Origin of the sequence: Sporosarcina sp. P7 (genome assembly GCF_002743425.1) — a bacterium.
In the GTDB taxonomy this organism is placed as follows: domain Bacteria; phylum Bacillota; class Bacilli; order Bacillales_A; family Planococcaceae; genus Sporosarcina.
Map to the genome: position 1 here is coordinate 349,780 of NZ_PDZF01000001.1, position 25,540 is coordinate 375,319.

Below are 25,540 nucleotides of genomic sequence, written 5' to 3' on the forward strand. Positions count from 1 at the left end.
ATAATATCTCATTAGTTGACTCCTCATCTAAATAATCACCTAATAGTTGATTGAATCAACAAGCATTTAACCTTACACTAAATGAAAGAGAAAGGTGTGAGGTTATGTTGCAAATTGGTACCGTGATTCTCCAGGAACGAAGGCGACTTCAAATTACCCAGGATACCTTAGCTTCTTATTGCCAAGTATCGAAGGCTTCGGTGTCAAAATGGGAAAAGGGATTAAGCTATCCCGATATCACGCTGTTGCCAAAAATTGCTTCGTATTTCGAATTGACCGTTGATGAACTACTTGGCTATGAACGACAACTTTCTAAAGAAATCATCCAACATCACTATTATGAATTCGCAACCCGTTTCGGTAAAGAATCTTTTGAGTCGGTATTTATTGATATAGAAGAAAAAGTTAAAGTGTACTTCCATGATCCTTCATTCCTGCTGCAGATGAGTATATTACTGCTCAATCATCATATGTTAAGTAGTGATAGTCCGTCTGTTTTACAGAAAACCAATCGCTGGTTACAGCGAATTCGGCAAGTAAGTGAAGATGTATGGGTCTTGCGTCAAGCCAATTCCTTACAGGCTACTGTTTCTCTCATGCAGTCCCATCCTGAAACTACATTGGAGTTATTAGTCGGTGTAATCAAACCAAGTATTGGTGACGAAATCTTACTGGCAACTGCTCACGAACAACTTGGTGATCAAGAGGAAGCGATGCGCGTCATTCAAGTCATGATGTATCAAAACGTCATTCAACTAGTCGGCAGCAGTCCGCTCTATTTACGGCTTACCGCGTCCAATCCACAAATTTTTAATGAAACCATTCATCGGATGAATAGATTGATTGAGCTATATGACTTGCGTACACTTCATCCGAATATGTGTCTGCAATTTTATTTCAGCGTAGCGCAATGTGCTGCTCTTTCAGTTAATCGTGAGCTACTTTATCCGTATCTTAATAAGTACGTGGATGTATGTATTCATGATTTACTCCCCTTTTCGTTACGCGGGGACGAATACTTCAATTTATTGGATGATTGGTTAGAACAATTAGATTTGGGAACGAATGCATTGCGCAATACCGAGATTATTAAGCGGTCGATCATAGAATCAATGGACGCTGATTTCTTTAAATCATTTAGGCAAGATGATGAAATGCAAGAGTTACGACAACGATTACACTTTGGGCTGGAGGGGTGTTCATGAACAACGACACGGCTTTACTTATGGAGTATCTACCATTTTTACTTCCTCTTATCATTTTGCAACTAGGATTGGCTATTTTCTCGGCGATACATGTTATTCGTCATCCTCACTATCGCTTTGGCAATCAAGTCATGTGGCTGTTGATAGTTCTATTAATTCAATTTATCGGACCATTAATCTATTTCGTTTTTGGAAGAGGTGATGACAATAGTCGTGCAAATTAATGGTGTAACGAAGCGTTTCGGAGATCATGAAGTGCTTAAAGATATACATCTTCATATTCCCGAGCATACAGTTTTCGGATTTGTCGGTGCAAATGGTTCTGGCAAAACGACATTGATGAAATGCATGCTAGGGTTATTACCACTCAATGCAGGGTCCATTACCATTGCAGGTGAATCCGTAACATTTGGCGAAACAAAGTCCAATCAGTATGTCGGGTACTTGCCTGACGTTCCTGAATTTTATCCCTTCTATAACGCAACACAATACTTGGAGCTCTGCGCCGTTATTACGAATATGACGAAATCGGAACGACGGGGACGGATCCAGGAACTATTAGAACTAGTCGGATTAGCTGACACGACCTCATTCATTAGCACATATTCAAGGGGAATGAAACAGCGTTTAGGAATTGCTCAGGCACTGCTAAATCGTCCCAAATTGCTGATTTGTGACGAGCCTACTTCTGCTTTGGATCCAGCCGGTCGTGCACAGATTCTTTCCATTTTACAGCAAGCAAAGGCAGAGACAACTGTATTCTTTTCCACACATATCGTATCGGATGCAGAACAAATCTGCGATCACGTCGCGATGTTGCATGAAGGAACCATCATATTCCAGGATGAACTGACTAATCTAAAACAGCGAATAACAGGAGAATTTGTTTTTACTTTTACGATACCCGTAGCAGAAGCTCGTGATCGATTGCAAAATACCCCATTCGAAATGAAGATCGACAGTGATCAATTAGTTGTAAGTTTACCTGATGAAAGTAAGCAATTAGCTTTCATGCAAGAACTCACCACCCAGAAAATCCTGATACAGTCGATGCAACCCAAAACTCGTCTACTTGAGCAGCTCGTGTTGGAGGTGCTTGGATGAATCAATGGTTTGGCTTTTTGAAGAAGGAATGGTTTGAGAGTGTGAAGACGTATAAGTTATTGCTCGTTATCGTCATTTTTTCAATTTTAGGCATACTGAACCCGTTTACAGCGAAAATCACTCCGACTCTATTCGAACAATTCATGCCTGAAGGTACATTCGTTAATCTACCTGAACCTACCGCACTCGATTCGTGGCTACAGTTTTATAAAAACGTTCCGCAAATGGGGCTAATTGTGTTCATACTATTATTCAGTACCATGATGTCAAAGGAATTAGAAAAAGGTACGCTTGTTATTTTACTGACGAAAGGATTACATCGCAGTACCGTAATCACAGCTAAATTCTTTATGGCTCTTTGCTATTGGACACTGGCGATCGCACTGTCATTCACCATCACCTACGCTTATACGGCTTATTATTGGGATCAAAGTCAACTCCAACATCTGTTGTTTGCAGTCAGTTGCCTTTATGTATTCGGCATACTTTTACTGGCGGTTACGTTATGGGGGAATACCTTGTTCGCTACACCTTACGGAGGAACTCTAGTTACATTATTGGTCGTCATTGCATTCTTTATTGCAGCTATATTTCCCAAGTCCGCTTCTTGGAATCCCCTTGAATTACTGACGGCTACGACACAGCTATTAACCGGTGAACTAACACCTTCAGACTTATGGATTCCTTATATTATCACTTTGTTTGCCGCAATTTTAGTCGTATTGCTAACTATGACACATTTTAAAAGAAAGCTACTTTGAAATCGTTGACAATGTCGCTACAAAAGTTGGTATATGACCAGGAAAAGTCTGTATCACGAAAATCAAAACTGCTTCGGAACAGGGGCAAGACTCTCAGTTCAATTCGCACTGTCGATTACGTGATTGTAAAGAACTCGTTCTTCAATGGTGATAGAGTATTTTAATGAAGTTCAACCGGTTAGAGACTAGTCTCTAACCGGTTTTTATGTCGTACTATATTTATACTTAACGTAGAGGTCATTAAAGTATTTTTAAGAATTATATCCAAACGAAACTGCAAATACCCATGCCAATATTGATAAGGCAATGATGACTGAACAGATTATCGTTATGATTAAGGTTAGGCTCTTGGGCATATCAGAACGATTTTTCCAAATAGCTATAAGTAAAAACAAGCTGGCCACTATAATGATTAAAAAAATAGAAAGAAGCATATAACGCTCTTTCATCACAAACCATACATCCATTGCATGTGCCCCTATCTAATAGATTTTAACTGAACAACCTGTTTCTCTGAATGCATAGGCGAAGATCCTTTATACCAAATAGTTTTTGTAACGGAATAGCGGTTGAAATCCTTTGATCTGCGCTGCAGCTGGAAGCACATGTGCCGCCGTCATCAATAAATAGTTGCTCACTATAATCAAAATCATTCGATTTGCTACGGAACCCTAAAAACAATTAGTCATTTAATTTAATCACTACATTACCGTACAATATAACATATTTCCACGACGGTCCGGTCCAGATCACACGGAAAGTCTCTTAAATTAACAAGCCTGCCAGTTGTACAGATTAGTTCTTCACCCACAACTTGACTTGTCCGATTAGGATTATCTATAAATTGCTCAGTTTAATTCCCTCCACTACTTTCGATCTAACTGGTAATCCTTCAATTTAACTGAGAATAAAAGAGAAAACGATTCGTATTCATTTTGCTTTGGTATAGTATATAAAGACATTATATTATACAGAATCAATAATGTTGACATCTCTGCACAGTTATATAATAATGATTATGTAATTAGAATTATTATATTCTATAACTTAAGCATGTGACTGCATCAGTCATCAAAAACACTTTAGGAGGAATCATTCATGTCAATGATCGGAAAACAAATCGAAGAGTTTACAGCAAATGCGTACAACAGTGGTAATGGGGAATTCATCGAAGTAACCCAGGAAAACTTCAGAGGTAAATGGAGCGTAGTCTGCTTCTACCCGGCTGACTTTACATTTGTCTGCCCTACTGAACTTGAAGACCTTCAGAACCAATACGAAACATTGAAAGGCCTCGATACAGAAGTATATTCTGTTTCAACAGACACACACTTTACGCACAAAGCATGGCACGATCACTCAGATGCTATCAGCAGTTTGCGATACATCATGATCGGTGACCCATCACAGAAAATCTCCCGCATTTTCGATGTGCTGGACGAAGAAGCAGGTCTTGCACAGCGCGGTACGTTTATCATCGATCCGGATGGCGTCGTGCAGGCAGCGGAAATCAACGCAGACGGAATCGGTCGTGACGCAAGCGTTCTAGTCAATAAAATCAAAGCAGCACAATATGTCCGCAACAATCCGGGTGAAGTATGTCCGGCTAAATGGCAGGAAGGCAGCGAAACACTGAAGCCAAGCCTGGATCTTGTAGGGAAAATTTAAGGAGACGGTTCATATGTTAGATGCGAATATTAAAGCGCAGTTAGCCCAATATCTCGAGATGATGGAAAAGGAAGTCCAGCTGAAGATCAGCGTGGGCTCTGACAAAGTATCACAGGACATGCAGGAGCTAGTGGATGAACTAGCCTCCATGTCTTCCCTCATCAAAGTAGAGAAAGCAGAATTGGAAAGAACCCCAAGTTTCAGCGTCAACCGCCCTGGCGAAGATACCGGCATCGTGTTTGCCGGTATTCCGCTAGGCCATGAATTTACCTCACTCGTCCTAGCTTTGCTGCATGTGAGCGGCAGAGCGCCTAAAGTCGACGAACGGGTGATCGAGCAAGTGAAGAACATCGAAGGTGCGCATCATTTTGAATCCTATATCAGCCTGAGCTGTCAGAACTGTCCGGAAGTCGTACAGGCGCTGAATATCATGAGCGTACTGAATCCTGGTATTACGCACACGATGATCGACGGTGCAGCCTTTAAGGATGAAGTGGAAAACAAAAACATCATGGCGGTTCCGACCGTTTACTTAAACGGGGAACCATTCACAAGCGGCCGCAAAACAATCGAGGAAATCCTTGCGGAAATGGGAAGCGGCCCGGATGCATCCGACTTTGAAGACAAAGACCCATTCGACGTGCTCGTTGTTGGTGGCGGGCCTGCAGGCGCAAGCGCAGCGATCTACGCTGCCCGCAAAGGGATCCGCACAGGCATCATCGCTGATCGTTTCGGTGGCCAGATTCTGGATACAGCAGCGATTGAGAACTTCATCAGCGTCAATCGCACAGAAGGACCGAAACTTGCGGCGAGCCTTGAAGAACACGTGAAAGAATACGATATCGATATCATGAACCTGCAGACAGCAAAACGTCTGAAAAAAAAGGATCTCATTGAAATCGAACTGGAAAATGGTGCAGTTCTTAAGAGCAAGACCGTTATCCTATCGACGGGAGCACGCTGGCGCAACATTGGTGTGCCGGGCGAAGCGGAATTCCGCAACAAAGGCGTTGCCTACTGCCCGCACTGCGACGGCCCTTTGTTTGAAGGCAAGGACGTGGCAGTAGTTGGCGGTGGAAACTCCGGTATCGAAGCGGCGATCGACCTGGCAGGCATCGCAAATCATGTCACCGTGCTCGAATTCGCACCAGAACTCAAAGCGGACGCGGTCTTGCAGGAACGCCTGAACAGCCTGCCGAACGCGACGGTATTGACGAATGTCCAGACGAAGGAAATCACCGGCACCGATAAAGTCGACGGTGTCACGTATACAAACCGTGATTCCGGCGAGGAGCATCGCATCGAACTGGATGGCGTATTCATCCAAATCGGACTCGTGCCGAACACGGATTGGCTCGGTGATTCGGTCGAACGCAACCGCTTCGGCGAGATTGTGATCGATAAAAAAGGTGCGACGAACGTACCCGGTGTATTTGCGGCGGGCGACTGCGCGGACGAGCCATACAAGCAGATCATCATCTCCATGGGCTCCGGCGCCACCGCTTCCCTCAGCGCGTTCGATTATCTTGTACGCAGTAAAGTGGAAGTCTAATAATGAAAAGATGCAGGAAGGCTATACGCCCTTCTGCATCTTTTTTTGCATTTTGCTCTTACTATTCCACTGCAAGTCGGAATTTGTTCTCAAATAGACTTGCCATTAAGGCACCAATCGTTAAGTTCATTACCATATTGGCAACAGCCGGTACGGCCGCGAGTGATCCGAAGTGCTCCATCGCAAGTGTTGCAGCGAGGGCGGTGTTGCAAATACCTGTATGGAATAAAATCGCGCGGGCGTTGCGCTCGGGTAGGCCTAGCCATCTGGAGATGAAGTAGCCTGCGCCCATTGGGATGCTAACTTGTAATGTGACTGCTACGAATACAAGCGGTAGCACAGACAAGTTCTCAGATAGTGCTTGCTGGGCATTGGAGATGACCGATAGGATGACCAGAAATAGCGCGAGTTGGGACAAGACACTGGTATATGGTTTAAACTTCTCCACTTGTTGTTGAAACTTCCACTGGATTAGTAAACCGCTAATCAAAGGAAAGAACACGATATACATAATGTTAAGAAATAAAGGCCAGAATGCAATAGGGATAAAACGTCCTGCAAATGTCTGCAATAACACCGGTGTCAACACAGGAGAAATGAATGTATCAAGCGTTGCCATCGTAATACTGAGCGCAACTTCTCCTCCCGCAATAAACGTATAAATATTTGCAGATGTTCCGCTTGGTACCGTCCCCGCCAAAATAATGCCGGTCGCAATCTCTGCTTGATTGCCGAAAAATATATAGGCAATTCCTATTGATACTCCGACCATGATCGTCCATTTCAGCAAGATGCCAAGTAAAGCATATTTCGGGTTTTTGATGACGTTGAGCAGTTTCTCCGACGAAAGCGATAAGCCCATCAGAAAGAAGATCGTTCCTAACCCAAACCCCGTCAGTTGCCGGATTGAAATGAACGCATCCGGAATAACGTAGGCAATGATGGATAAGAGTACGATCCAAAGTGGTAAGTACTTTGAAATGATTTTTGATATGGTTTGTATGGTTTTCATGTAGTTCTCCTCCTTACGAGGAAGTCCGTCTATGTTTTTTGTTATGAGCGGTTAACGCATTCAATAGAGCACTCAAGCCGCTACTATAAGCGCTTTCTTTGAACCTTTGAGCGCATTATCATACGTCATCAATATAGCAGAGACCGAGTTCATTGCCCCTCTTTTTGTACTTTATTCAACTTTTCTCTAGTTCTAACTAAGAAATATGCGTTGATCCAAGATGCTATTGGTATAACTAGCGCTATACCAAGCCCCGCACAAAGTATCAAAATCATTTCTGAACTGAATATCTTTGAATTGACAATATCTCCAATAGAGTAGTGTAAATCCTTGAACCAAATGAGCAATGCCAAATATCCTCCAAAGAAAGCGAAGAACAATGTATTCGTATCGGTTCCTAAAATATCTCGTCCTATACTCACGCCAGACTTAAATAACTCCTTCTTACTTAAGTTTCTACTATGCTTAAATACTTCATGCATAGTAGAAGCAATCGATATAGCGACGTCCATGATCGCTCCAATTGTACTCATAATAATGACGGAAGCACCTATTTTTACAAAGTCTACACCAATATAGAGAGACATACCTGCGATTGCTTCTTCTTCCTCTTCACCAAATCCTTGGATCATAAGCTTTTTGGATACTAAAACTATGAAAAATAATAATATACTAATGGTAATCATCGTTGAGATGAATGCTAGTACCGTTTTACTGTTTACCTCATTAATATAAAACAGACTGATGCACCCAATAACTATGCAGGCAATAAATGTAATGACAATAGGATTCGCATTTGAATCCAACATAAAAAACATCGTAAAAAAGACCACGCCAAAGTTAAAAAATAGCGAAATAAATGATCTAGCTCCACTTCTCCCGCCAACCCAGATCATCAATACGAGTAAAATAACCGCTAGCCATACTAGTACATTCAAATTCTCGCCCTCTTTCGTTCAATAAAGAAGATCGCTGTATAAAGTCCTATAGGGATAGTTAAGACGATTCCAATCCCACCGGCTAATGCACGTGCTAATTCCAACGATAAATTCATCGAGAGTGCAAATCCTACGGGTGAAGCGTTCTTTAAATAAAGGATTAGCATGGGGATAGATCCACTTATATAAGCAAAAAATAGAATGCTTGTAATGGTTCCCATAATGTCTTTGCCGATATCTATGCCAGATGCCTTCAGCGCTTTAACGGATATAGTATGATCTCTTTCATATAATGCAAACATCGAAGACGACATCGTAATGGCCACATCCATGATGGCTCCAAGCGATCCGATAAACAACCCCGCCATGAAGATCGTGTGATAAGGACGCGTCAAAAACTGCATTTCCTCATAACGCAGCCCATTCCCTGAAGTGATCCAGATGACAAGGGACGTAATGGAAAGTGACACTGCCGTTGCGACTAACGTAGCCACAATGGCGGCATATGTTTTTTCATTTCGGCCACTGACTAGCAGGAGCGAAATGGTTGTGAATAACAAGATACATATCCCGCAAACCACAAGTAAACTGACCTCATAGAATTTCACATAAATATCTAAAGCGAATGATAGTACCATGACGTTAATCACAAAGCCTACTATTGCCAATAGTCCTTGCTTATGCCCGACAATTAGCAGTGTAAATACGAAGATCCATGCAACGATCAATACGTATTTATCACGTTTTACGTCTGTTATACTCCCCGCTAGTTCTTCTACCTTAGAATCAATGGAGACGAAAACTTCATTTCCTATATGGTACTGTTGATCGTACGCCCCCGAGGATGAATACTCATTTACCAACTGGATTTCCCGACCTTTTTCTTCCCCATTCATGATCTTAGCTATGATGTGTTGGACAAATAGCGTATCTTCATTGCCATGCATGTCTGTTACATCCGTTTCTTCCTCTATTGTTGTATGGATTACCTTGGCGATCGGTCGATCATAAAATGAATAATTATGATTTACAAAAGCAATGGAAATGGTACAGCAAAATGCTAACAGAAAAAATAAGATCCACTGCAATGTTGTGATGTTTCTGATTCTATTCAAAATAATCCTCCTGACACTCCTAGGATGAGTCACAGATTAATCCTACCATGAATAAGACGTAGATTTAAAAAAAATATCTCTATTACTCCCAATAAGAAAAGCTCCGATTCCATTATAGGAAGAGAAGCGAATGTACCCATTTCCTTGACAGAAAACTGTTCTAGTAAATCCAGCATCTCCAAAACCACCACTTGATGGTAGAGTGTGACATCAATTCCTAGGAGTGTCCCACTTTCAATAAATCTTCTATCTTTTTTCGATCCCGTCAGCCAGTCAAAATCAAAAAACTCTACAACACGGACTTTTTCATCCAGTGGCTTTCGTTTTAAGGAATCTTGGTTAAACAGTTCCGCTACGCGCAAAATTAGCTGAGCCTATAGAAGGGATTCAGGTAAGTCGGACTTCAGGAATTCCACCACTCCATGCTTTCATGAGCAGCTGCAACAGTTCTGCTGTTTCAATGGTAGAAGATTTCTCCAACGTAACAGAACCTCCTTGATCGGTATGGCGCTGTTCTGCAATTACCCGATCGATCATTGCGGTTTGCTGGTGTTTTGTCGCCTCGTTGATCGATCGATGCATAACTGTGGCTGCTTTGCGCAAAGGTGTTTGCATTCCGCTTTCACAGGATGCTACGTTCAAGTAGTGGTTTATTTCTCTCGCTACTTCTTCAATAAACTGAAGAGCCTTCTCTGAATGCAAATCAATTTTCTGGTTAGCTATAGCGATTTCCCACCCCGCCACTTCAACCCGTAATGCATGTCCCCATAAACTCTCAATGCCGTTCAGCAAAGGTACAAGTATGGTACATGTACGTGCCAGCTCCGTCGCCTGCATTACATTCGGCAATTGAATATATGAGGATAATGCTGCTTTTTCTTGTCTTTCTTTATTGTAAAAATGCACTATAATACCTTCACTTTCAAGCAGCTGTTTCATCAAACCGATAGCTGAGATTTCTTTATAGTCAATAGTAAGACCGTCAGTGGCATGAAGAAATCTTTCCCTATTGAAGTGGCTAAGCGAACATCCAAAAACGCGTTCTACTTGTTCAGCTTCAAATATACTCCAAGAGCCGCACGCTTGTACTTGTTCCATAAAATAATCGGGTATACATATATGCTTTTCTTTTATCTCGCTTGATAAAAATGATGTGATTCCATTGTCGGAAATATCCATAGTATATTGTTGGACTCTTGTCTTTCCCTGATAGAATGCTTTATCGAAGAACGACATCACTTCAGCTGGTAACGTCACATAGCCATGGCTCAGTATCCAATATGCTTCCTGTACTTTCCGCAGACGCTGAACAGTTTCATGTTGCATGGCGGCCATTGCTATGAGCATCAATCTCTCCTGAGGCAGACCTATCTGTTTATCACAATAATTGGATGTTACAAACTCATTCATATATGGTTGCAACAGTGCAGAAGGGATCAATTTGTCACGTTCAGCAACAACCTGTAAGCCAAGCCATTTGATTTCGGTTACTGAATAATCATAGATCCATCGATCGTATAACCCATCCTGTAACAGTTTCTTTACTACTTGATGAAATTCCGAATACGCAGGCCTTCCACGCTGTTTTTCTACTTGTTTATACAATAACTGCAATAGTGCCCGTTCGGTTATCTTTTCCACTACTCTCATGTCCCGGTCTCCTTTCGTAAACAACAAAAAAACAATCATTCCGCCTCTTCGGCAAAATGATTGCAATAGTTGTGAATGAGGAAACAAAGTCAGGCAGCTTTAATATACTACACACAAAATGCATAGACGTAGATACCTTTTTTGCTTCCACTCCTCAACCCCCGAAGAAAGTGTCGCTTTTACGATACGTGGCAGGTCTCCTGGCTTCACTTCATCCTTCCGCAAGTGCCTTCCCATGTCTCCATAGTGGCTAATTCTAGCGGTCGTCCGTGTATACAGTTGCGGGGACAGCTCCGGTTGACGGATTCCCTTTTATACCTTGATAGGTACCAGCGCATCGTGCAAACTCATTTATTTTATTGCTATCATTTTATCATGGATAACATAGTGGGTGGTAGCGTTTGTATGCATCAGAAGAATCATGAGATAACTAAATAGGGTGCCTATGCAAAAAACATTGTGAGTACGTCCACAATCGTTTTGTGCTAGGCACCCCGTCGTGTAGAGTGTTCTTCATTACTTACATTAGTTGTTGTTCGCATAGACAACCGCAATCCGCCAATCCTTGAACATATGCCTCTTGCCATGTGATTCCATGGATGAAACCATTCTCCGAGTAACCTGTGATCAAATAGAATGTTTCGTTCTGCTCGGGTAGTGATGAATTGTTCTGATAGTCGTTGTTTTTCATAAGAATTACCTCCTGGATTTTGTATTTTTCGTAGTATATGCCTTGCCGGGGAATAAAAGAACGTTTTTTCGGCATTTAATGATAATCGGCCATTTGACAGCGCTTACATTACGAAGTCAAAAGGAAGAAATTCTTTATATATATCCCCGAGTAAATATACTACAGACATACTTTATAATTCAGTGAATTCTGTTTATTGTACCACCCCAATAAATAATTGTAAATATAAAAGTTGTAATTCCCTGTTAACATTTGTAGATTTTCGAGAAAAACCTATGACTTCTCTATCATTTAATGACTAAAACACGACCTTATAACTTTTTACACAAAAAAATCTCCCTAAGTCCTCTGTACGACTTAGAGAGATCCGTAGTGATTAGGACATTTGCTTTTCGCAAATATCGATGACTGCTCTGACAGAGTCAGCTGACTTGTCGAGTGCTATTTGTTCTTCCTTTGTTAACGGAAGTTCAATCACACTCTCGATACCATTGCCTCCCAGAACAGTGGGTACGCCTAAATAAATGTTTTGATATCCATACTCGCCCTCTAAATAAGCAATGGACGGCATAATTCGTTTCTTATCTTTAATAATTGCTTCAGCCATCTCAACCAAAGCCGCTGCCGGTGCGTAATAAGCGCTACCGTTACCTAGTAGTGAGACGATCTCACCACCGCCTTTTCGAGTGCGCTCCACAATTGCTTCTAGGCGTTCGTTCGAGATAATCTTATCCAATGGAATGCCGCCGGCGTACGAATAACGTACAAGTGGAACCATATCATCTCCGTGTCCACCAAGTACAAAGCCCGAAATATCCTCTACGGATATATTTAGTTCTTCCGAGATGAACGTAGTGAAACGCGCAGTATCAAGCACGCCTGATTGTCCAATTACGCGGTTTTTAGGAAAGCCAGTTGTTTTATAACATACATATGTCATCGCATCAACTGGATTACTTAAAATCAGCACGGTACTGTCTGGCGCGTAACGTTTCACTTGTTCGGAAACAGAACGCATAATCTTTGCATTGGTTGCAACTAAATCATCTCGACTCATACCTGGTTTACGTGCAACACCTGCTGTAATGATAACCATTGCGGCGCCTTCAATATCCTCGTAATTGGATGTACCTGTAATACGGGAATTAAATTGTTGTACAGGACTCGTCTGAAGAAGATCCAGTGCTTTCCCTTTAGTCGGATTGGAAAGATCCGGGATATCAACCAAGACAATGTCACCTAATTCTTTCTGTGCAGCCATCAATGCAGCCGTAGAGCCCGTGTGACCAGCTCCGATGACTGCAATTTTATGTCGTTTGAAAGCCATGAAAAACACTCCTTTATATAGACTTCAATATGAGGAATGCACTTATAGCACACCTATTCCTCAGTCTTTCTTCGGTGCCTTCTTCGCTTCTGCCAGTTTCTTAACTTGCGGAATTTCTGGAGTAGTCGACACTAGGGGTTTCACCATGCCATACACTGAATCATCGGGACGCGGTATAACATGCGCACCTAGTAATTCACCTACACGCGCTGCTGCGTCGCGACCTGCGTCAACAGCTGCCTGAACTGCTCCAACATCACCTTGAACGATGACCGTAACAATTCCACCATCGACCATCTCCTGTGATACCAACTCCACGTTGGATGCTTTCACCATTGCGTCTGCTGCCTCAATTGATCCAATCAATCCTTTTGTCTCAATCATTCCGATCGCTTGACTCATGTATATCACCTCTTTTCACTTCTGTGGAATCGATAATACCAATAATGACCGCGTCGATTGGGATCGGGTTTTCTTTCGGTAAAATAAAGCGTGAAGAACCGCCACTCGTAATGAGTACCTCGTCACCAACCCCTGCTCCAATCCGATCTGCCGCGACCATATGCGACTGTATACTATTGCCGTATGCATCAATCGGCTGGATGATTAACAGTTTAAGCCCTGCTAATCCATCCTCTTTACGGGTTGCCCATACGTTACCAATCACTCTACCCATTCGCATGCGTAATCACCTTTTTCTACTTTCTACTCGATATCGTTTTACCGAGTTCCCGTGCTGTATCTCTTGCTAGTGCCGTAACAATTGTGCCTTTATTAATAACGATTTCCTTTTCTGAAATCTCGGACACGTCTTCAGCCGACAAAAGTTTTTTTGTGAATTCATATGCCTCTGGAACATTTACTGGAATAGCCTTAACCGCTTCCGTCGTCGCTTGTACAGATGCCACTTCTTTCGCGTCACCCGATTTCACTAGACGACCAATTGATCCTTGTGTAATGAAACCTGCATTTGCTTCATCGGTATCAATATGCATTTCGAGACGATAACGCTCATTCACCCGAATACGGACATTGCGGAATGAAATGGCTCGGACTCCGTCTGCTTCCACCGTGACATACTCTCCATCTTCCACACCAAAGCGCGTAGCATCTGCAGGTGCCATATGGATATGTGCCTGCGCGATAATAAGTCCTTGGTCTATATGCACACTACCTTTTGGTCCGATTAATGTAATCGGTGCTGATCCCTCAATATTACCGGATTCCCGAAGTGGGGGCTTGACGCCGAGTTTCATGGCATCCGTAAAGCTGACCTCGACTTGGGTAGCTTTTCGGACAGGGCCTAAAATACGCACACGTTCAATACTACTTTTAGGTCCTGCAATCATCACCGTTTCATTGGCGGCGAATTGGCCCGGCTGGGAAAGCTCGGACCGCTGTGTCAACTCATACCCTGCGCCAAACAATACTTCCACATGTTCAGGCTGTAAATGTACGTGACGGGCGGAAACCGCAATGGGAACCGCTCGTTCCGGCAATTGAACGGGACTTTTGCCCAGTTGTCCAAGAATTTCTCCGACAATTTGTTCAATCAATTGCTGATTCATCTAGTTCACGCCTTTCTACTATGTCAGCAGTGATTATTCGCTTTTTGGTAACATCAATTCTAATTCGTTATGTGGTCTTGGGATTACGTGAACAGAAAGCAATTCGCCCACACGTTGTGCTGAAGCAGCACCTGCATCTGTTGCTGCTTTTACTGCGCCTACATCACCGCGTACCATAACTGTTACGATTCCACCGCCAACATGTACTTTACCTACTAAGTTTACGCTTGCTGCTTTCACCATTGCGTCTGCTGCCTCAATTGCACCGATTAATCCTTTAGTTTCTACCATTCCTAATGCTGTACCTTCTCTGTTCATAATTGTTTCCTCCTAATAGTGTTTTATTTTGTAAGTTGTTTAACGATTTCACTGACTAAGTTCTGTACTAATGCTGGATCAATGTTGTTGTTTGTTGCGGCTGATACATTGTTCATCACACTGGATACGAGCTGATCATTTGAGCTTTCTACCGACTCTGAATGCTTCGGCAATTGTACTTCCTTCGTGCCATATGCCATCCGCTTAATGTTCAGCAAATGCGTAGCTGTGACATTGTCTGATGTAATATTGCCGCCAAATGTTCCGCAACCTAATGTGAATGATGGCATTAAGCCTGTCGTACCACCAACTGCTCCAACAGAGGACATCGTGTTGACCAAAATACGTGATACTGGCATTTCCATAGCGAATTCACGAGCTACTGCATCGATTTCGGTATGTAGTGCCAAGCTGTGTCCACGTCCGCCAAGGTTCAGTAAGTCGAGGCACACTTCTTTCGAGTGCTTCACACCGTCGACGACATACATAGCGAAAATAGGTGATAGTTTCTCCAATGAAAACGGTACGTCTTTACCGACTTTTGTTTCCATCCCGACAATCAGGCGCGTACCTTCTGGTAAAGAAATGCCTGCCATTTTCGCGATGAACTGTGGGCTCTTACCGACCACTTTCGGATTCACCTTACCGGGTACCGGCGAGATGACACCTTCCATAACTTTTTTCTCTTCATCCGATAAAATATACGCGCCATTTTTCTTCAGCTCACGCGTAACCAGGTCCACGACGTGCTTATCAACCACGATGGCTTGCTCGGTTGCACAAATCGTACCGTAATCGAATGACTTGCTGTCTACGATATCTTTTACCGCTTTTTCAATCTTTGCGGAACGTTCGATATAAACTGGTACATTACCAGGACCTACACCGTAAGCTGGTTTACCGGAGCTATATGCCGCTTTGACGAGCGCACTACCGCCTGTTGCAATGATAAGATTCACGTCTTTATGCGACATTAATTGCTGTGTAGCTTCCATTGAAGCCAGTGTGAGACATTGAATTAAACCTTCAGGGGCTCCAGCTGCAACCGCTGCTGCATCACATACTTTTAATGCTTCGTGTGTACATTCCACTGCGTAAGGGTGAGGGCTAACTACAATGGAATTTCGTGTCTTCAATGAAATCAACGTTTTGAAGAACGCCGTCGATGTTGGGTTGGTCGTTGGGATGATTGCGGCAACTACACCGAACGGAGCAGCGATTTCCACGACCTTATTCATATGGTCCTCTTTTATGACACCGACCGTTTTCATATCTTTAATACTTTCGTATACATCACGGGAGCCCACTTCGTTCTTAATTTTCTTATGAGCTGCTACCCCCATACCTGTTTCATCTACCGCAAGTTGTGCGAGGCGACCGGATTGTTCAAAAGCGGCATCAGCAACGGCTTTGACAATCTTGTCAACTTGTTGCTGAGTATAGCCCATGAATTTCTCTTGTGCTTCTTTTGCAGTTTGGACGGCTGTACGCATTTGTTGTAAAGCCAATAAATCTTTATCCATTAATTGGACCAAATTAAAACACTCCTTTCTAGATACTTATCTATCAGTAACTTAACGGATCTTTCGCCATCTTCTGTATCGCTTCTCGGAATGCGTCGGCTGCTGCCTTGCAAGAAGACTGGCTGCCTGTCAGTAGACCACCGCCAAAGTTGGTTTCGGAAGGAGGTGCATAGAGTACACAAAGTGTAACGTCTGCAGCTTTTAGTGCAGCATCCAAACCGACAACGGCCTCAACAGGCGGTGCAATCAAGTATGCCAATGACTGTCCATCGGCTACGTTAGCCATGTCAGCTAAGTAACTCCCACAACTGGAAATGGTATGCGCATATAACGCATGATCACGATTTCCGTTAATCGCCTCAAAATACGCTTCGTGCTCTATCGTTATACGAATCGAATCAAGACCACTTTTTACTTCTTCCGGCGACGAGCCAGCTATGACTCCTATAAACTCTCCCGATAACGGACCAGAAGAATGAGCTGAGCCCGCGTAAAAACTTTTTGCATAGACCACTTCCACATCGCTATGCTTCGTTGCTGCATCAATTGCTGTATAGCCGACGTCGTCAATTGTCGTCGTTATCAACCCAAGACTACGCTGGTGAGACTTCAATCGGAACTTCTCAGCAAGTTCCGGACTGACATTCGAAATGACTTGCATTGACAATATGTCTGCATAGATTTTCACTTGCCCTCCTCCTTCCTTATCCTTCCTTTTGAACAAGCGATACACCGCTCGCTTCATACTTCAAGATTTTCTGAATAACCGTTCCAAGAAATGCACCCGCTTCAACAGGAGGGATTCCGCCTTTATGAATATTGGAGATGACCATACGATCCGCTTCAATCGTGCCATGTCTAGGCTTGTAGCATATATAAGCACTTAGCGACTCTGCAGACACAAGACCGGGACGTTCACCGATCAGCATGACGACAACGTCAGGCTGCAACAGCTCTCCGATATCGTCCATCACGGCAACTCGCCCCTTATCAACATAAAACGTTGTTCCCATATCAATATTCAAGTTGTTAAGTGATTGTTGTAACGATAAGTAGACGTCTTCCAAATTTTCTTCGATTGCTTTCGCACTCAGTCCATTTGACGCTACAATTTGTACGACAGGTGATTTTTTACAACGCTCTTGAATCAAAGCCCTTGCTTCGTCTGAAAGCTTTCTACCAAGATCCGGGCGTCGAATGTATTCTTCTTTATCTGACACTTTGGATTGCACTTGGAACAATCCTAGCTGTTCGAGCAAGTCATCTCGTACTTCACCGTAGACTGCGTCAACTGCTGCAGCGTGATCCAGTCGGAACTGTAACCACGTCTTCGTTTTCGGACGTGAGCCTGCGCGCCCGACCCCTATTCTAGCTGGTGTTTTCTTACGATATTCTGCCATCTTGTCTTCCTCAAGATCTTCTTGTGGTTTTGATTTCAAATTACCATACGCCGTCGTCGGTTTTGGTTTTACGGTGGAAATATTCCGCTTCGGCCCTTCTGTCGTACTATGGAACACCACCGCTCCGCTAGGCGATTTTTTCACAGTTTCCACTTCCAACTGCCCAATAGGTCGCCGTGAAAACAACTCTACTTTCTGTTCGTTCGTTGGCTGTTGTTGTATGGTTTGACCGCTACTCGCAGCCTCTAGTTTTTCTACAACCATTTTTGTGATTTGCTGAATTAAATCCTCATTCAAGTCCATCCACCTCCTATCGATTGAAGAGTGTGAGATCTCCAGCATGTTTACTCAACATGCCATTTTCGTAAATCCCCATCTTTTCAAGCCATTTCAAGTATTCAGGTGCTGGTGTTTTACCCATCGTCTGAAGAACGGTCGCCACGTCATGGTAGCTCATGGACTGGTAATTCAGCATAACGTCATCACCCATAGGGGCTGCGATGATGAAATTCACACCTGCCGCTGATAATAAGATACTTAAATCTTCAATGTCATTTTGGTCTGCTTTAATATGGTTCGTATAGCAAATGTCTACACCCATCGGCAGTCCATGTAGCTTGCCCATGAAGTGATCTTCAAGGCCTGCTCGGATCACTTGCTTACTGTTATATAAATATTCCGGACCAATAAATCCGACAACTGTGTTGACAATGTATGGATCATAATGTCGTGCAAAACCGTAGTTCCGCGCTTCCATGGTTACTTGATCTACGCCATAGTGCGCTTCAGCCGACAGTTCGGATCCTTGTCCTGTTTCAAAATACAATGTTTGAGGACCAGTACCCGTACCCATTTTCAGCGATAGATCTTTAGCTTCCGCAATTAATTCTGCTGAAATACCAAATGAACGATGGGCTTTTTCCGTTCCTGCGATACTTTGGAAAATCATATCCGCAGGAGCTCCCTGTTCGATTGCTTTCATCTGTGTCGTAACGTGTGCAAGTACACAGTTTTGTGTTGGGATTTCCCATTCATCAATAAAGTCTTTCGTCGCATTCAACACACGCTTTACGCTTTCTACGGAATCATCTACAGGATTGATCCCAATTACCGCATCACCGATACCGTAAGACAAGCCTTCTTTTAACGAAGTGATGATCCCATCAATATTGTCCGTCGGGTGATTCGGTTGCAGGCGGGAAGACAAAGTACCCTTTTGACCGATTGTAATATTACACGTTGATAAGATTTCGATTTTATTCGCCGCGTGTACTAAATCCAGATTGGACATCAGCTTCGTTACAGCCGCAATGACTTCTGAAGTCAATCCGCGACTGAGACGTTTTAATTCGCGGTCCCCTACTTCATTACTCAAAATGTATTCGCGCAGTTCTGCGATACTCCAGTTCTGGATTCCACTGTAGACCTTCTCGTTAATATCATTTTCAATAATCAGTGAGACTTCATCATCTTCGATTGGGATCAGTGGATTGTTACGAATGTCACTTATAAGCAACTCACTAACGACTGTTTTGGCAGCGATTCGTTCTTGCACGGTTTCCGCCGCAATTCCTGCGAGACGATCTCCAGATTTCTCTTCATTCGCTTTTGCTAACACTTCTTTTAGGTCATGGAACACATATCGTTCGCCGCCTAATGTAGTGGATAAATTCACGTACAAGACCTCCTTTACGTTGTATGGAATGTTAAGGTTTTCACAACGACCGGTACGACGCCTGAAGTGAGCGCATTGCCGATATCGATGTAATCGCCTGTTTCCACATTAATTTGATCTATACAAATAATGCTTTGTTTCACTTGTAATGCCGCCAATGTTTGGCCAATCACTTTAGCGTGATCTGATTGAATGACCAATATAATCGGTTGTTCAGGGCGCGGCCTCTCGTTCATGATCTGAACAATTGCCTTGGCCAATCTCTGCACATCGCGAAATCCGAGATAGGGAAGATTGGACAGATAGAGAGCGAAGTTTTGTCCTTCTTTCGCAGAGTCGTATAAAGTAACCGCCTGCTGAACCGCGTCTTCAAATCGGGATAATCCTATCTCGAGATTTTCTCCAAAATCATATTGGTAAATCGGAATGTTTTTTAAAGGCAACTCATGTGGCGCAATCTGTATGGTAGCCCCGCTAATTTCAGTAGTCTGTGTTCCAGCTCCCAATACAGTAGCCCGTACAGTTTCTACTGGCTCTTGCCAAGTAAAGTGTTGTAATGATGTGTTTTGTAGCAGTGCCTCCGCAAGTTGCATGCCGATATCGTCGTACCGTGCTATTTGGACTTCACCGGAAGTATGATGATACATACATTCGGAAATACCACCTGAAAAGACGATGGTATCGATTGGTTGCAACCAGTTCGGTTCATGACCTAGCAAAAGCACTCGATCTTGTGCCTGAACTTCCTTCTTCAAAATACGCGCCATCGCTTCTGCCATATAAGTCGTTACGAATGATACAGCTGATGCATTTTTGGGGTCACCGACTTGTAACGTATAGCCTTGGTCTTGTAATAACCGTTCGACTGACGGTGAAATGGTACGGACTTTTCCGTGTTCAAATTCGATCAAGCGACCCCCGATATGCATCGTGCATGTACCAAGAAGTTGCTTGTCTTTGAATACTGCAATATTTGCTGTCCCACCACCAATGTCTATATTGGCAATTACCTGGCCATTTTTTCCAGATAATTCATAGCTGCCTGACCCTTTTGCTGCGATAATTCCTTCTAAGTCAGGGCCTGCCGTTGCGACGAGGAAATCGCCTGCTTCATCAGACAACTGATGCAACATTTCACTGGCGTTTCGTTTGGTTGCGGTTTCACCTGTAATAATGACAGCGCCTGTTTCTATCTGCGAAGGCTGGATTCCTGCCTTTTCGTATTCCGTGCGGATAATCTGTTGGACACCCGCTACATCAATCGTCACTGCGTCTTGCAATGGTGTTCGAAATACTGGGCTCTTGTAGAGTATTTCTTTATCTGTAATTTCTATTCGTGGCACATGTGTTGCACCCGCTACATTACGTAGAGAAAAACGACTGATAATCAGTTTTGTCGTGCTTGTGCCAATATCAATTCCTGCACTAATAATTGTTTCGTGCTTATTGAAATTGCTCACGCCCACACTCCTTTCTGATTACTTACTGCCCTGTACTTTTAGTTATATCTAGCTTAGACACCAGCTTCCGGGTCATTTCAATCTTCCCAATAACGTACAAAATATGCACTTTGTCGGGAAGATTACAAACGCCTGTCGGAGCTAGACGGCGTCTTGCGCTTTTGATATAAAAAAGACGCCTTTACAAACCCATGGATTTTCCCATGGGATGTAAAGGCGCCATTGCCGTTTTTATTCACTTGTATGAAATTTACTATATCAAATTCCTATCTGGCTGTAAAGAAAATCAGCCGTGGAAGATCAAGTGCTTGTCGGCTTCTGACTCTACGTAATGCCGCATCGCATGAATGTCGTTCAGCTTTGTCAATTCCTTTATATGCTTGATCCCCATACCCGTTTTGGAAGAAATCATGACAATGGGCCCAACGTTCATTACAGTCTTTAACATGCCAAGTGAGCGATCAATATCCGCTTCCGGAAGATCGCATTTGGTTATGACCCCGATGGGTAGTTTCGGGATTCCCATGCTGAAACCTGGTGGAAAAATAAGCTTTTCACTCGTTGCGTCTTGCAAATACAGTACGTGCGTTACTTCAAGCGCGGTGGCCATAATATTTTTGTAGAACATTGGATTTTCCGTGTACTCGCCCGGCGTATCGACAATCCAATCATAATAACTGAGCGTTTGCGTTTTGAAAGCTTCTACTTTTCGGCCCAATAAAGCATTCGTCAATGTAGACTTTCCCGCCCGTACCGCACCGATCAGCATTGCCTTGTTTCGCATCGTCCTCACTCCTTATGATTTTGTGATTTCAGCTGGCGTATACTTTAACTTCTCCGATAAAAAACGATTAATCTCCAGCATAGCCATCTCTACTTCGGAGACGCTCCCTACGATGACAAGACTTCCTGTAAATCGATCGAGGAATCCAATTTGAACATTTGCTGCTTTCGTAGCTAAGTCCCCCGCGATAATTACCGTCTCACTCGGTGTACAAGTGAGAATACCTAAAGCTCCAGCTTCCTGGATGCCTAACTTCTGAAACATGTCTGGATCGGGATTAGCGATCAAATGACTGAGTGTAATCTGTTTTCCTGGAACGAATTCCTGTATAAATCGTTTCTTGTCTTCGCTCATTATACACACTCCTCGTTTATATTTTTATGCTTTAGCGGCGGGAGCTTTCGTTTCAGCATCTTCATACTCGCCTTCGCGAATAATTCCCGCTTCACGGTCTTGCTTTTCCAACCTTAATGCTGTTGGTACAGACAGCTTGTATGCAATGATAACCGCGATGATACCCGCACTTAATTTACCTAGTATAACCGGTAAAATTATATTGGGTTGGAAATTCGCTGTGAAAGATAAATGATCACCTAGCAAGAATGCAGCACACACTGCGAATGCGATATTGATAACTTTATCTTTTGGTTTCATGTAACGAACTAATGAGAACATCGCCAAGATATTCGCGACAGTCGCAAGTAGACCCGCGCTACCTTCAGGCGAAAGCCCAATTTTCTTTCCCGCGGCTTCCAAAGGTGTCCCCATGTACTTTCGAATCAAGTAAATCATTGGGAATGCACCCGCTAACATAATACCAATATATCCGGCTGTTTCAAGTGCACGGAACTGGTCTGCTTTATCCGCCATGATTGGATCAAAGCCCCAAACACCAAAGATCTTAGTAAAGATACCCGTAAATACTTCTACAATAGAGAACACTAATACAAGTTTAATGGCTGCGTCCATCACACGGCCAAACATCATAAATCCGTTAATCATAATACGTGGAACGAACTTCAGTCCGACCGCAATCAATACAACAAATAATAATAATGGCAATAAATTTATGAAGATTTGTAAATAACTAATCGCAAACTCATAATTGGATGTAGCCGTCGTGCTGATTACATCACGCACGTCCGTGTTGAACAAAACAACTAATACCGATGCAATAAATGCACCGATTGGAATCGTCAATACACCTGACATGATGCCAAGCGCCATGTACTTATGGTCTCGTTTATCTAGCATGGCAAGTCCCATTGGAATAGAGAAGACGATTGTTGCTCCGGACATGAAACCAACGATCAGCGCCATGATCCATCCTTCATTTGTTACCTTTAGCGCTTCCGCTAACTGATAACCACCCATATCTGAAGCCAGAATAGTAGTTGCAGCAAGTGCCGGATCTGCCCCGATTGAATTAAATACAGGACCAATGAATTTACTGATAAACCAGGTCAAGTAGGGTATAGACGCCATGATTCCTGCCGCAGGAACGAAGATATGCCCAACAGCGTGTAATCCAGACATGAATTCCTTACCTAATCCCACTTCCGGATTTTTTATTGAAGCAAATGCCCCTGCAACTGCACAGGCCATGATAATGTAGACAATTACCGTACCGATCATTTCCATTTGAGTTTCCCCCTATTACTTTCTTATAGTGTTACCGTCAACCTTGTATTAATACACTTGCCACCACCTTTAAATCTAATGACAAATTCTGAAAAAAGAAGACAAAAATGACGCTTAAAGAAGGTATCTCTTTAAGCGTCTTTGCTTAGGTCTATTTACTTGTGCGAATCTATAATCTCCACTGCAAGTGACTCCATTGTCATTTGCCTTGACATACTTGTATCACGCATTTTTTTAAATGCCTGTTGCTCGGTTAAGTTCTCTGAATTCATCAGAATACCTTTTGCCCGTTCGATGACTTTCCGCTTTTCCACTTCCTGTTTTGCCTGCTGAATACCGTCTTTTAGCCGGTGCACTTTACTGGATTGATGCAGTGCAACTTCAATTGCAGGAATTAAATTGGCTTCAGAAATGGGCTTGACTAAATAGCCGACCACACTGTCTTGCTGCGCCTTTTCCACAAATTCCTTTTGACTGTACGCGGTAATGATTAAAATCGGTATATCCAGTTGTTCTCCGATGATTCGACTGGCTTTTAGTCCATTCATCTTCGGCATTTTAATATCCATTAAAATCAAATCAGGTTTATGCAAAAAGGCTAGCTCGATCGCTCGATCACCATCGCCTGCTTCCCCAACGACTTCATAGCCATGGTCTTGCAAAGTCATTTTTAGATCCATACGAATAATTGATTCGTCTTCCGCTATCAAGATTCGTTTACTCATGAAAAATCTCCACCTCCGCACCCACTGGAAAATTGATTACTGCATGTGTCCCGATTTCCCTAGGCACATATAGGAACTCACCATTTAAGTCATTGGTTACTAAGTTGTGGATAATTTCCGTGCCGAGTGACGTTTGCGGATTCTTCATTCCAACGCCGTTGTCGGAAACGTGAAGTTCTACAAAGTCATGATCCACAATAAATTCCACATTAATAATTCCTTCTTCTTTGCCTCGAAATGCATGCTTAAGGGAGTTTTGTATGAGCTCATTAATAATCAATGCTATTGAAACCGCTTTCTTAGAGGTTGTTATTATTTTATTGCCATTCGGCTCAATAATCAAGTCTACTTTTAAGTTGTAATCGTTTAGTACCATCGTGGAACAAATTTTTCTTGTCAAATCTATAATATTTACATCATCGTCGTCTGCATCTTCCTTCGTAAGGATAATTTCATACACGGAGGAAATGCTATATATCCGGTTAAGTGTTTCCTCAAAAGCAGATCGGTTATTAGCTGATATGCCATTACGCATTTGCAATCTTATCAAGCTTGCGACAGTTTGCAAATTATTTTTAACCCGATGATGTATTTCTTTAATGACGACAGATTTCATCATCAATTCTTTTTCCTTTGTCCGAAGTTCAGTAATATCTTGGACGATCAACAACGTTTCTTGAGACTTATTTTTTTCACGCATTTTTATTTTTTTTACAATTAAGTTTTTGTCCTGAATCGTCAACTCAAAGACAAATACATCCTCTTCCTGCTCATAAACTGTCCGCAAAAACGGTAGCATTTCCAATAAATCTCGATACAATACGTCATCCCGTCCGCTCATTTCAGAAATAAGCTTTAACCCCGAGGGATTTGCATAAACTAATCGATTACTAGCATCAGTCAAAATAAGCATCTCCATCAATAAATCCGAGACTACTCCAAGACCCGAATTCGTCAGTTGATCTTCCGCTGTTTCTGTAACTACCGAAAACCTTTTTATATCGTCAGCCGGTAGCGGTGAGGTGACTTGTTTCTCAGAAACCAACACACCGATCACTTGATGATAGGTGTTCTTAATGGGTACCACGGTTTGATGCACCACGATACCTTCTTGTGTCATCGCCTGCTGTATGATAGATTTCTTTCCGTTACGATAAGAATAAAAAACGCCCGGTTCAAAAGACTCAAATACAATCTTTCCAATGACAGAATTAGTATACAGTGGAGTACACCCCACTGGAAAAGCCTCTGCAACGACAATTGCTTGATTACTCGGTTTTAATTTACAATCGATGAACATATACGAATTGGACAGATCTGCATAGGTTTGTAAGCTAAACGCCATCTCTTGCAAAATCTGCACATCTTGATTAGTCAATTCCGTATGTAATTTACAAAGTTTCTCTACTGTTGATTTTACCAA

Annotated in this window: 28 protein-coding genes and 1 riboswitch; of the genes, 6 read left to right on the plus strand and 22 right to left on the minus strand. The window is 42.8% G+C overall.

Going from position 1 to position 25,540, the window contains the following annotated elements:
- Positions 1-104 precede the first annotated feature (104 nt).
- Genes CSV60_RS01865 through CSV60_RS01880 form a run of 4 tightly spaced genes read left to right on the plus strand, consistent with a single transcriptional unit; the run spans position 105 to position 3,070 of the window.
- Entirely contained in the window at positions 105-1,205 is a 1,101-nt protein-coding gene (locus CSV60_RS01865) for a helix-turn-helix domain-containing protein (protein ID WP_099635822.1), read from the plus strand.
- Entirely contained in the window at positions 1,202-1,429 is a 228-nt protein-coding gene (locus CSV60_RS01870; protein ID WP_099630451.1) for a PLD nuclease N-terminal domain-containing protein, read from the plus strand. The genes CSV60_RS01865 and CSV60_RS01870 overlap by 4 nt, the downstream gene beginning before the upstream one ends.
- Positions 1,407-2,309, plus strand: coding sequence for an ABC transporter ATP-binding protein (locus tag CSV60_RS01875; protein WP_233189506.1), 903 nt, complete (start codon positions 1,407-1,409; stop codon positions 2,307-2,309). The genes CSV60_RS01870 and CSV60_RS01875 overlap by 23 nt, the downstream gene beginning before the upstream one ends.
- A complete protein-coding gene (locus CSV60_RS01880) occupies positions 2,306-3,070 on the plus strand; it encodes an ABC transporter permease (RefSeq protein ID WP_099630450.1) in 765 nt (254 codons plus the stop codon). The genes CSV60_RS01875 and CSV60_RS01880 overlap by 4 nt, the downstream gene beginning before the upstream one ends.
- Before the next feature lie 251 nt (positions 3,071-3,321).
- On the opposite strand, the gene CSV60_RS01890 is transcribed toward CSV60_RS01880, so the two are convergent.
- On the minus strand, positions 3,322-3,537 hold the full coding sequence (locus CSV60_RS01890; protein WP_099635824.1) for a hypothetical protein: 216 nt from the start codon (positions 3,535-3,537) through the stop codon (positions 3,322-3,324).
- Positions 3,538-4,168: 631 nt separating this feature from the next.
- On the opposite strand from CSV60_RS01890, the gene ahpC reads away from it, so the two are divergent.
- Complete coding sequence (gene ahpC, locus CSV60_RS01895; RefSeq protein ID WP_099630448.1) at positions 4,169-4,738, plus strand: alkyl hydroperoxide reductase subunit C; 570 nt, start codon at positions 4,169-4,171, stop codon at positions 4,736-4,738.
- Between the two features lie 13 nt (positions 4,739-4,751).
- A complete protein-coding gene (ahpF, locus tag CSV60_RS01900) occupies positions 4,752-6,290 on the plus strand; it encodes an alkyl hydroperoxide reductase subunit F (RefSeq protein WP_099630447.1) in 1,539 nt (512 codons plus the stop codon).
- Between the two features lie 61 nt (positions 6,291-6,351).
- Here ahpF and CSV60_RS01905 read toward each other — a convergent pair whose 3' ends face one another.
- The 21 genes from CSV60_RS01905 to CSV60_RS02000 form a co-directional block, all read right to left on the minus strand.
- Positions 6,352-7,302 (minus strand): bile acid:sodium symporter family protein, encoded by a 951-nt coding sequence (locus CSV60_RS01905; protein ID WP_099630446.1) that lies wholly within the window; start codon positions 7,300-7,302, stop codon positions 6,352-6,354.
- Positions 7,303-7,451: 149 nt separating this feature from the next.
- Positions 7,452-8,240, minus strand: coding sequence for a YibE/F family protein (locus tag CSV60_RS01910; protein WP_099630445.1), 789 nt, complete (start codon positions 8,238-8,240; stop codon positions 7,452-7,454).
- Positions 8,237-9,358: a YibE/F family protein gene (locus CSV60_RS01915; RefSeq protein WP_369803141.1), complete on the minus strand. Its 1,122-nt coding sequence runs from the start codon at positions 9,356-9,358 to the stop codon at positions 8,237-8,239. The genes CSV60_RS01910 and CSV60_RS01915 overlap by 4 nt, the downstream gene beginning before the upstream one ends.
- Positions 9,359-9,384: 26 nt before the next feature.
- Positions 9,385-9,717 carry a hypothetical protein gene (locus CSV60_RS01920; RefSeq protein ID WP_099630443.1) on the minus strand — a complete coding sequence of 111 codons (333 nt, stop codon included), beginning with the start codon at positions 9,715-9,717 and terminating at the stop codon, positions 9,385-9,387.
- A gap of 25 nt (positions 9,718-9,742) precedes the next feature.
- Positions 9,743-11,005, minus strand: coding sequence for a hypothetical protein (locus tag CSV60_RS01925; protein ID WP_099630442.1), 1,263 nt, complete (start codon positions 11,003-11,005; stop codon positions 9,743-9,745).
- A 173-nt stretch (positions 11,006-11,178) separates the two neighbouring features.
- A riboswitch (cobalamin riboswitch) is annotated at positions 11,179-11,355 on the minus strand.
- Positions 11,356-11,525: 170 nt separating this feature from the next.
- The gene (locus CSV60_RS15810; protein ID WP_157111241.1) at positions 11,526-11,696 is read right to left on the minus strand and encodes a hypothetical protein; all 171 of its coding nucleotides are present in this window, start codon (positions 11,694-11,696) and stop codon (positions 11,526-11,528) included.
- Positions 11,697-12,072: 376 nt separating this feature from the next.
- Complete coding sequence (gene mdh / locus CSV60_RS01930) at positions 12,073-13,023, minus strand: malate dehydrogenase (RefSeq protein ID WP_099630441.1); 951 nt, start codon at positions 13,021-13,023, stop codon at positions 12,073-12,075.
- A gap of 60 nt (positions 13,024-13,083) precedes the next feature.
- A complete protein-coding gene (locus CSV60_RS01935; RefSeq protein ID WP_099630440.1) occupies positions 13,084-13,425 on the minus strand; it encodes a BMC domain-containing protein in 342 nt (113 codons plus the stop codon).
- Entirely contained in the window at positions 13,400-13,705 is a 306-nt protein-coding gene (locus CSV60_RS01940) for a EutN/CcmL family microcompartment protein (protein WP_099630439.1), read from the minus strand. Before CSV60_RS01940 ends, CSV60_RS01935 begins: the two co-directional genes overlap by 26 nt.
- Before the next feature lie 16 nt (positions 13,706-13,721).
- Positions 13,722-14,591, minus strand: a complete 870-nt coding sequence (gene pduL / locus CSV60_RS01945; RefSeq protein ID WP_099630438.1) for a phosphate propanoyltransferase — start codon at positions 14,589-14,591, stop codon at positions 13,722-13,724.
- A gap of 33 nt (positions 14,592-14,624) precedes the next feature.
- Positions 14,625-14,909: a BMC domain-containing protein gene (locus CSV60_RS01950; protein ID WP_029053414.1), complete on the minus strand. Its 285-nt coding sequence runs from the start codon at positions 14,907-14,909 to the stop codon at positions 14,625-14,627.
- A 23-nt stretch (positions 14,910-14,932) separates the two neighbouring features.
- Complete coding sequence (locus CSV60_RS01955) at positions 14,933-16,432, minus strand: aldehyde dehydrogenase family protein (RefSeq protein ID WP_199173131.1); 1,500 nt, start codon at positions 16,430-16,432, stop codon at positions 14,933-14,935.
- A 43-nt stretch (positions 16,433-16,475) separates the two neighbouring features.
- Positions 16,476-17,177 (minus strand): ethanolamine utilization microcompartment protein EutL, encoded by a 702-nt coding sequence (eutL, locus tag CSV60_RS01960; protein WP_099630436.1) that lies wholly within the window; start codon positions 17,175-17,177, stop codon positions 16,476-16,478.
- Positions 17,137-18,135 (minus strand): ethanolamine ammonia-lyase subunit EutC, encoded by a 999-nt coding sequence (gene eutC / locus CSV60_RS01965; RefSeq protein ID WP_369823560.1) that lies wholly within the window; start codon positions 18,133-18,135, stop codon positions 17,137-17,139. The genes eutL and eutC overlap by 41 nt, the downstream gene beginning before the upstream one ends.
- A gap of 7 nt (positions 18,136-18,142) precedes the next feature.
- Positions 18,143-19,507 carry an ethanolamine ammonia-lyase subunit EutB gene (locus CSV60_RS01970; protein ID WP_099630435.1) on the minus strand — a complete coding sequence of 455 codons (1,365 nt, stop codon included), beginning with the start codon at positions 19,505-19,507 and terminating at the stop codon, positions 18,143-18,145.
- 14 nt (positions 19,508-19,521) lie between these two features.
- On the minus strand, positions 19,522-20,967 hold the full coding sequence (locus CSV60_RS01975) for an ethanolamine ammonia-lyase reactivating factor EutA (RefSeq protein WP_099635826.1): 1,446 nt from the start codon (positions 20,965-20,967) through the stop codon (positions 19,522-19,524).
- A gap of 286 nt (positions 20,968-21,253) precedes the next feature.
- Positions 21,254-21,751, minus strand: coding sequence for a EutP/PduV family microcompartment system protein (locus tag CSV60_RS01980; protein ID WP_099630433.1), 498 nt, complete (start codon positions 21,749-21,751; stop codon positions 21,254-21,256).
- A gap of 12 nt (positions 21,752-21,763) precedes the next feature.
- Positions 21,764-22,105: an ethanolamine utilization microcompartment protein EutS gene (gene eutS, locus CSV60_RS01985; RefSeq protein ID WP_099630432.1), complete on the minus strand. Its 342-nt coding sequence runs from the start codon at positions 22,103-22,105 to the stop codon at positions 21,764-21,766.
- Between the two features lie 24 nt (positions 22,106-22,129).
- A complete protein-coding gene (gene eutH, locus CSV60_RS01990) occupies positions 22,130-23,392 on the minus strand; it encodes an ethanolamine utilization protein EutH (protein ID WP_099635827.1) in 1,263 nt (420 codons plus the stop codon).
- 155 nt (positions 23,393-23,547) lie between these two features.
- Positions 23,548-24,117 (minus strand): ANTAR domain-containing response regulator, encoded by a 570-nt coding sequence (locus tag CSV60_RS01995; protein ID WP_099635828.1) that lies wholly within the window; start codon positions 24,115-24,117, stop codon positions 23,548-23,550.
- Positions 24,110-25,540 (minus strand): sensor histidine kinase, encoded by a 1,431-nt coding sequence (locus tag CSV60_RS02000; protein WP_099635829.1) that lies wholly within the window; start codon positions 25,538-25,540, stop codon positions 24,110-24,112. Before CSV60_RS02000 ends, CSV60_RS01995 begins: the two co-directional genes overlap by 8 nt.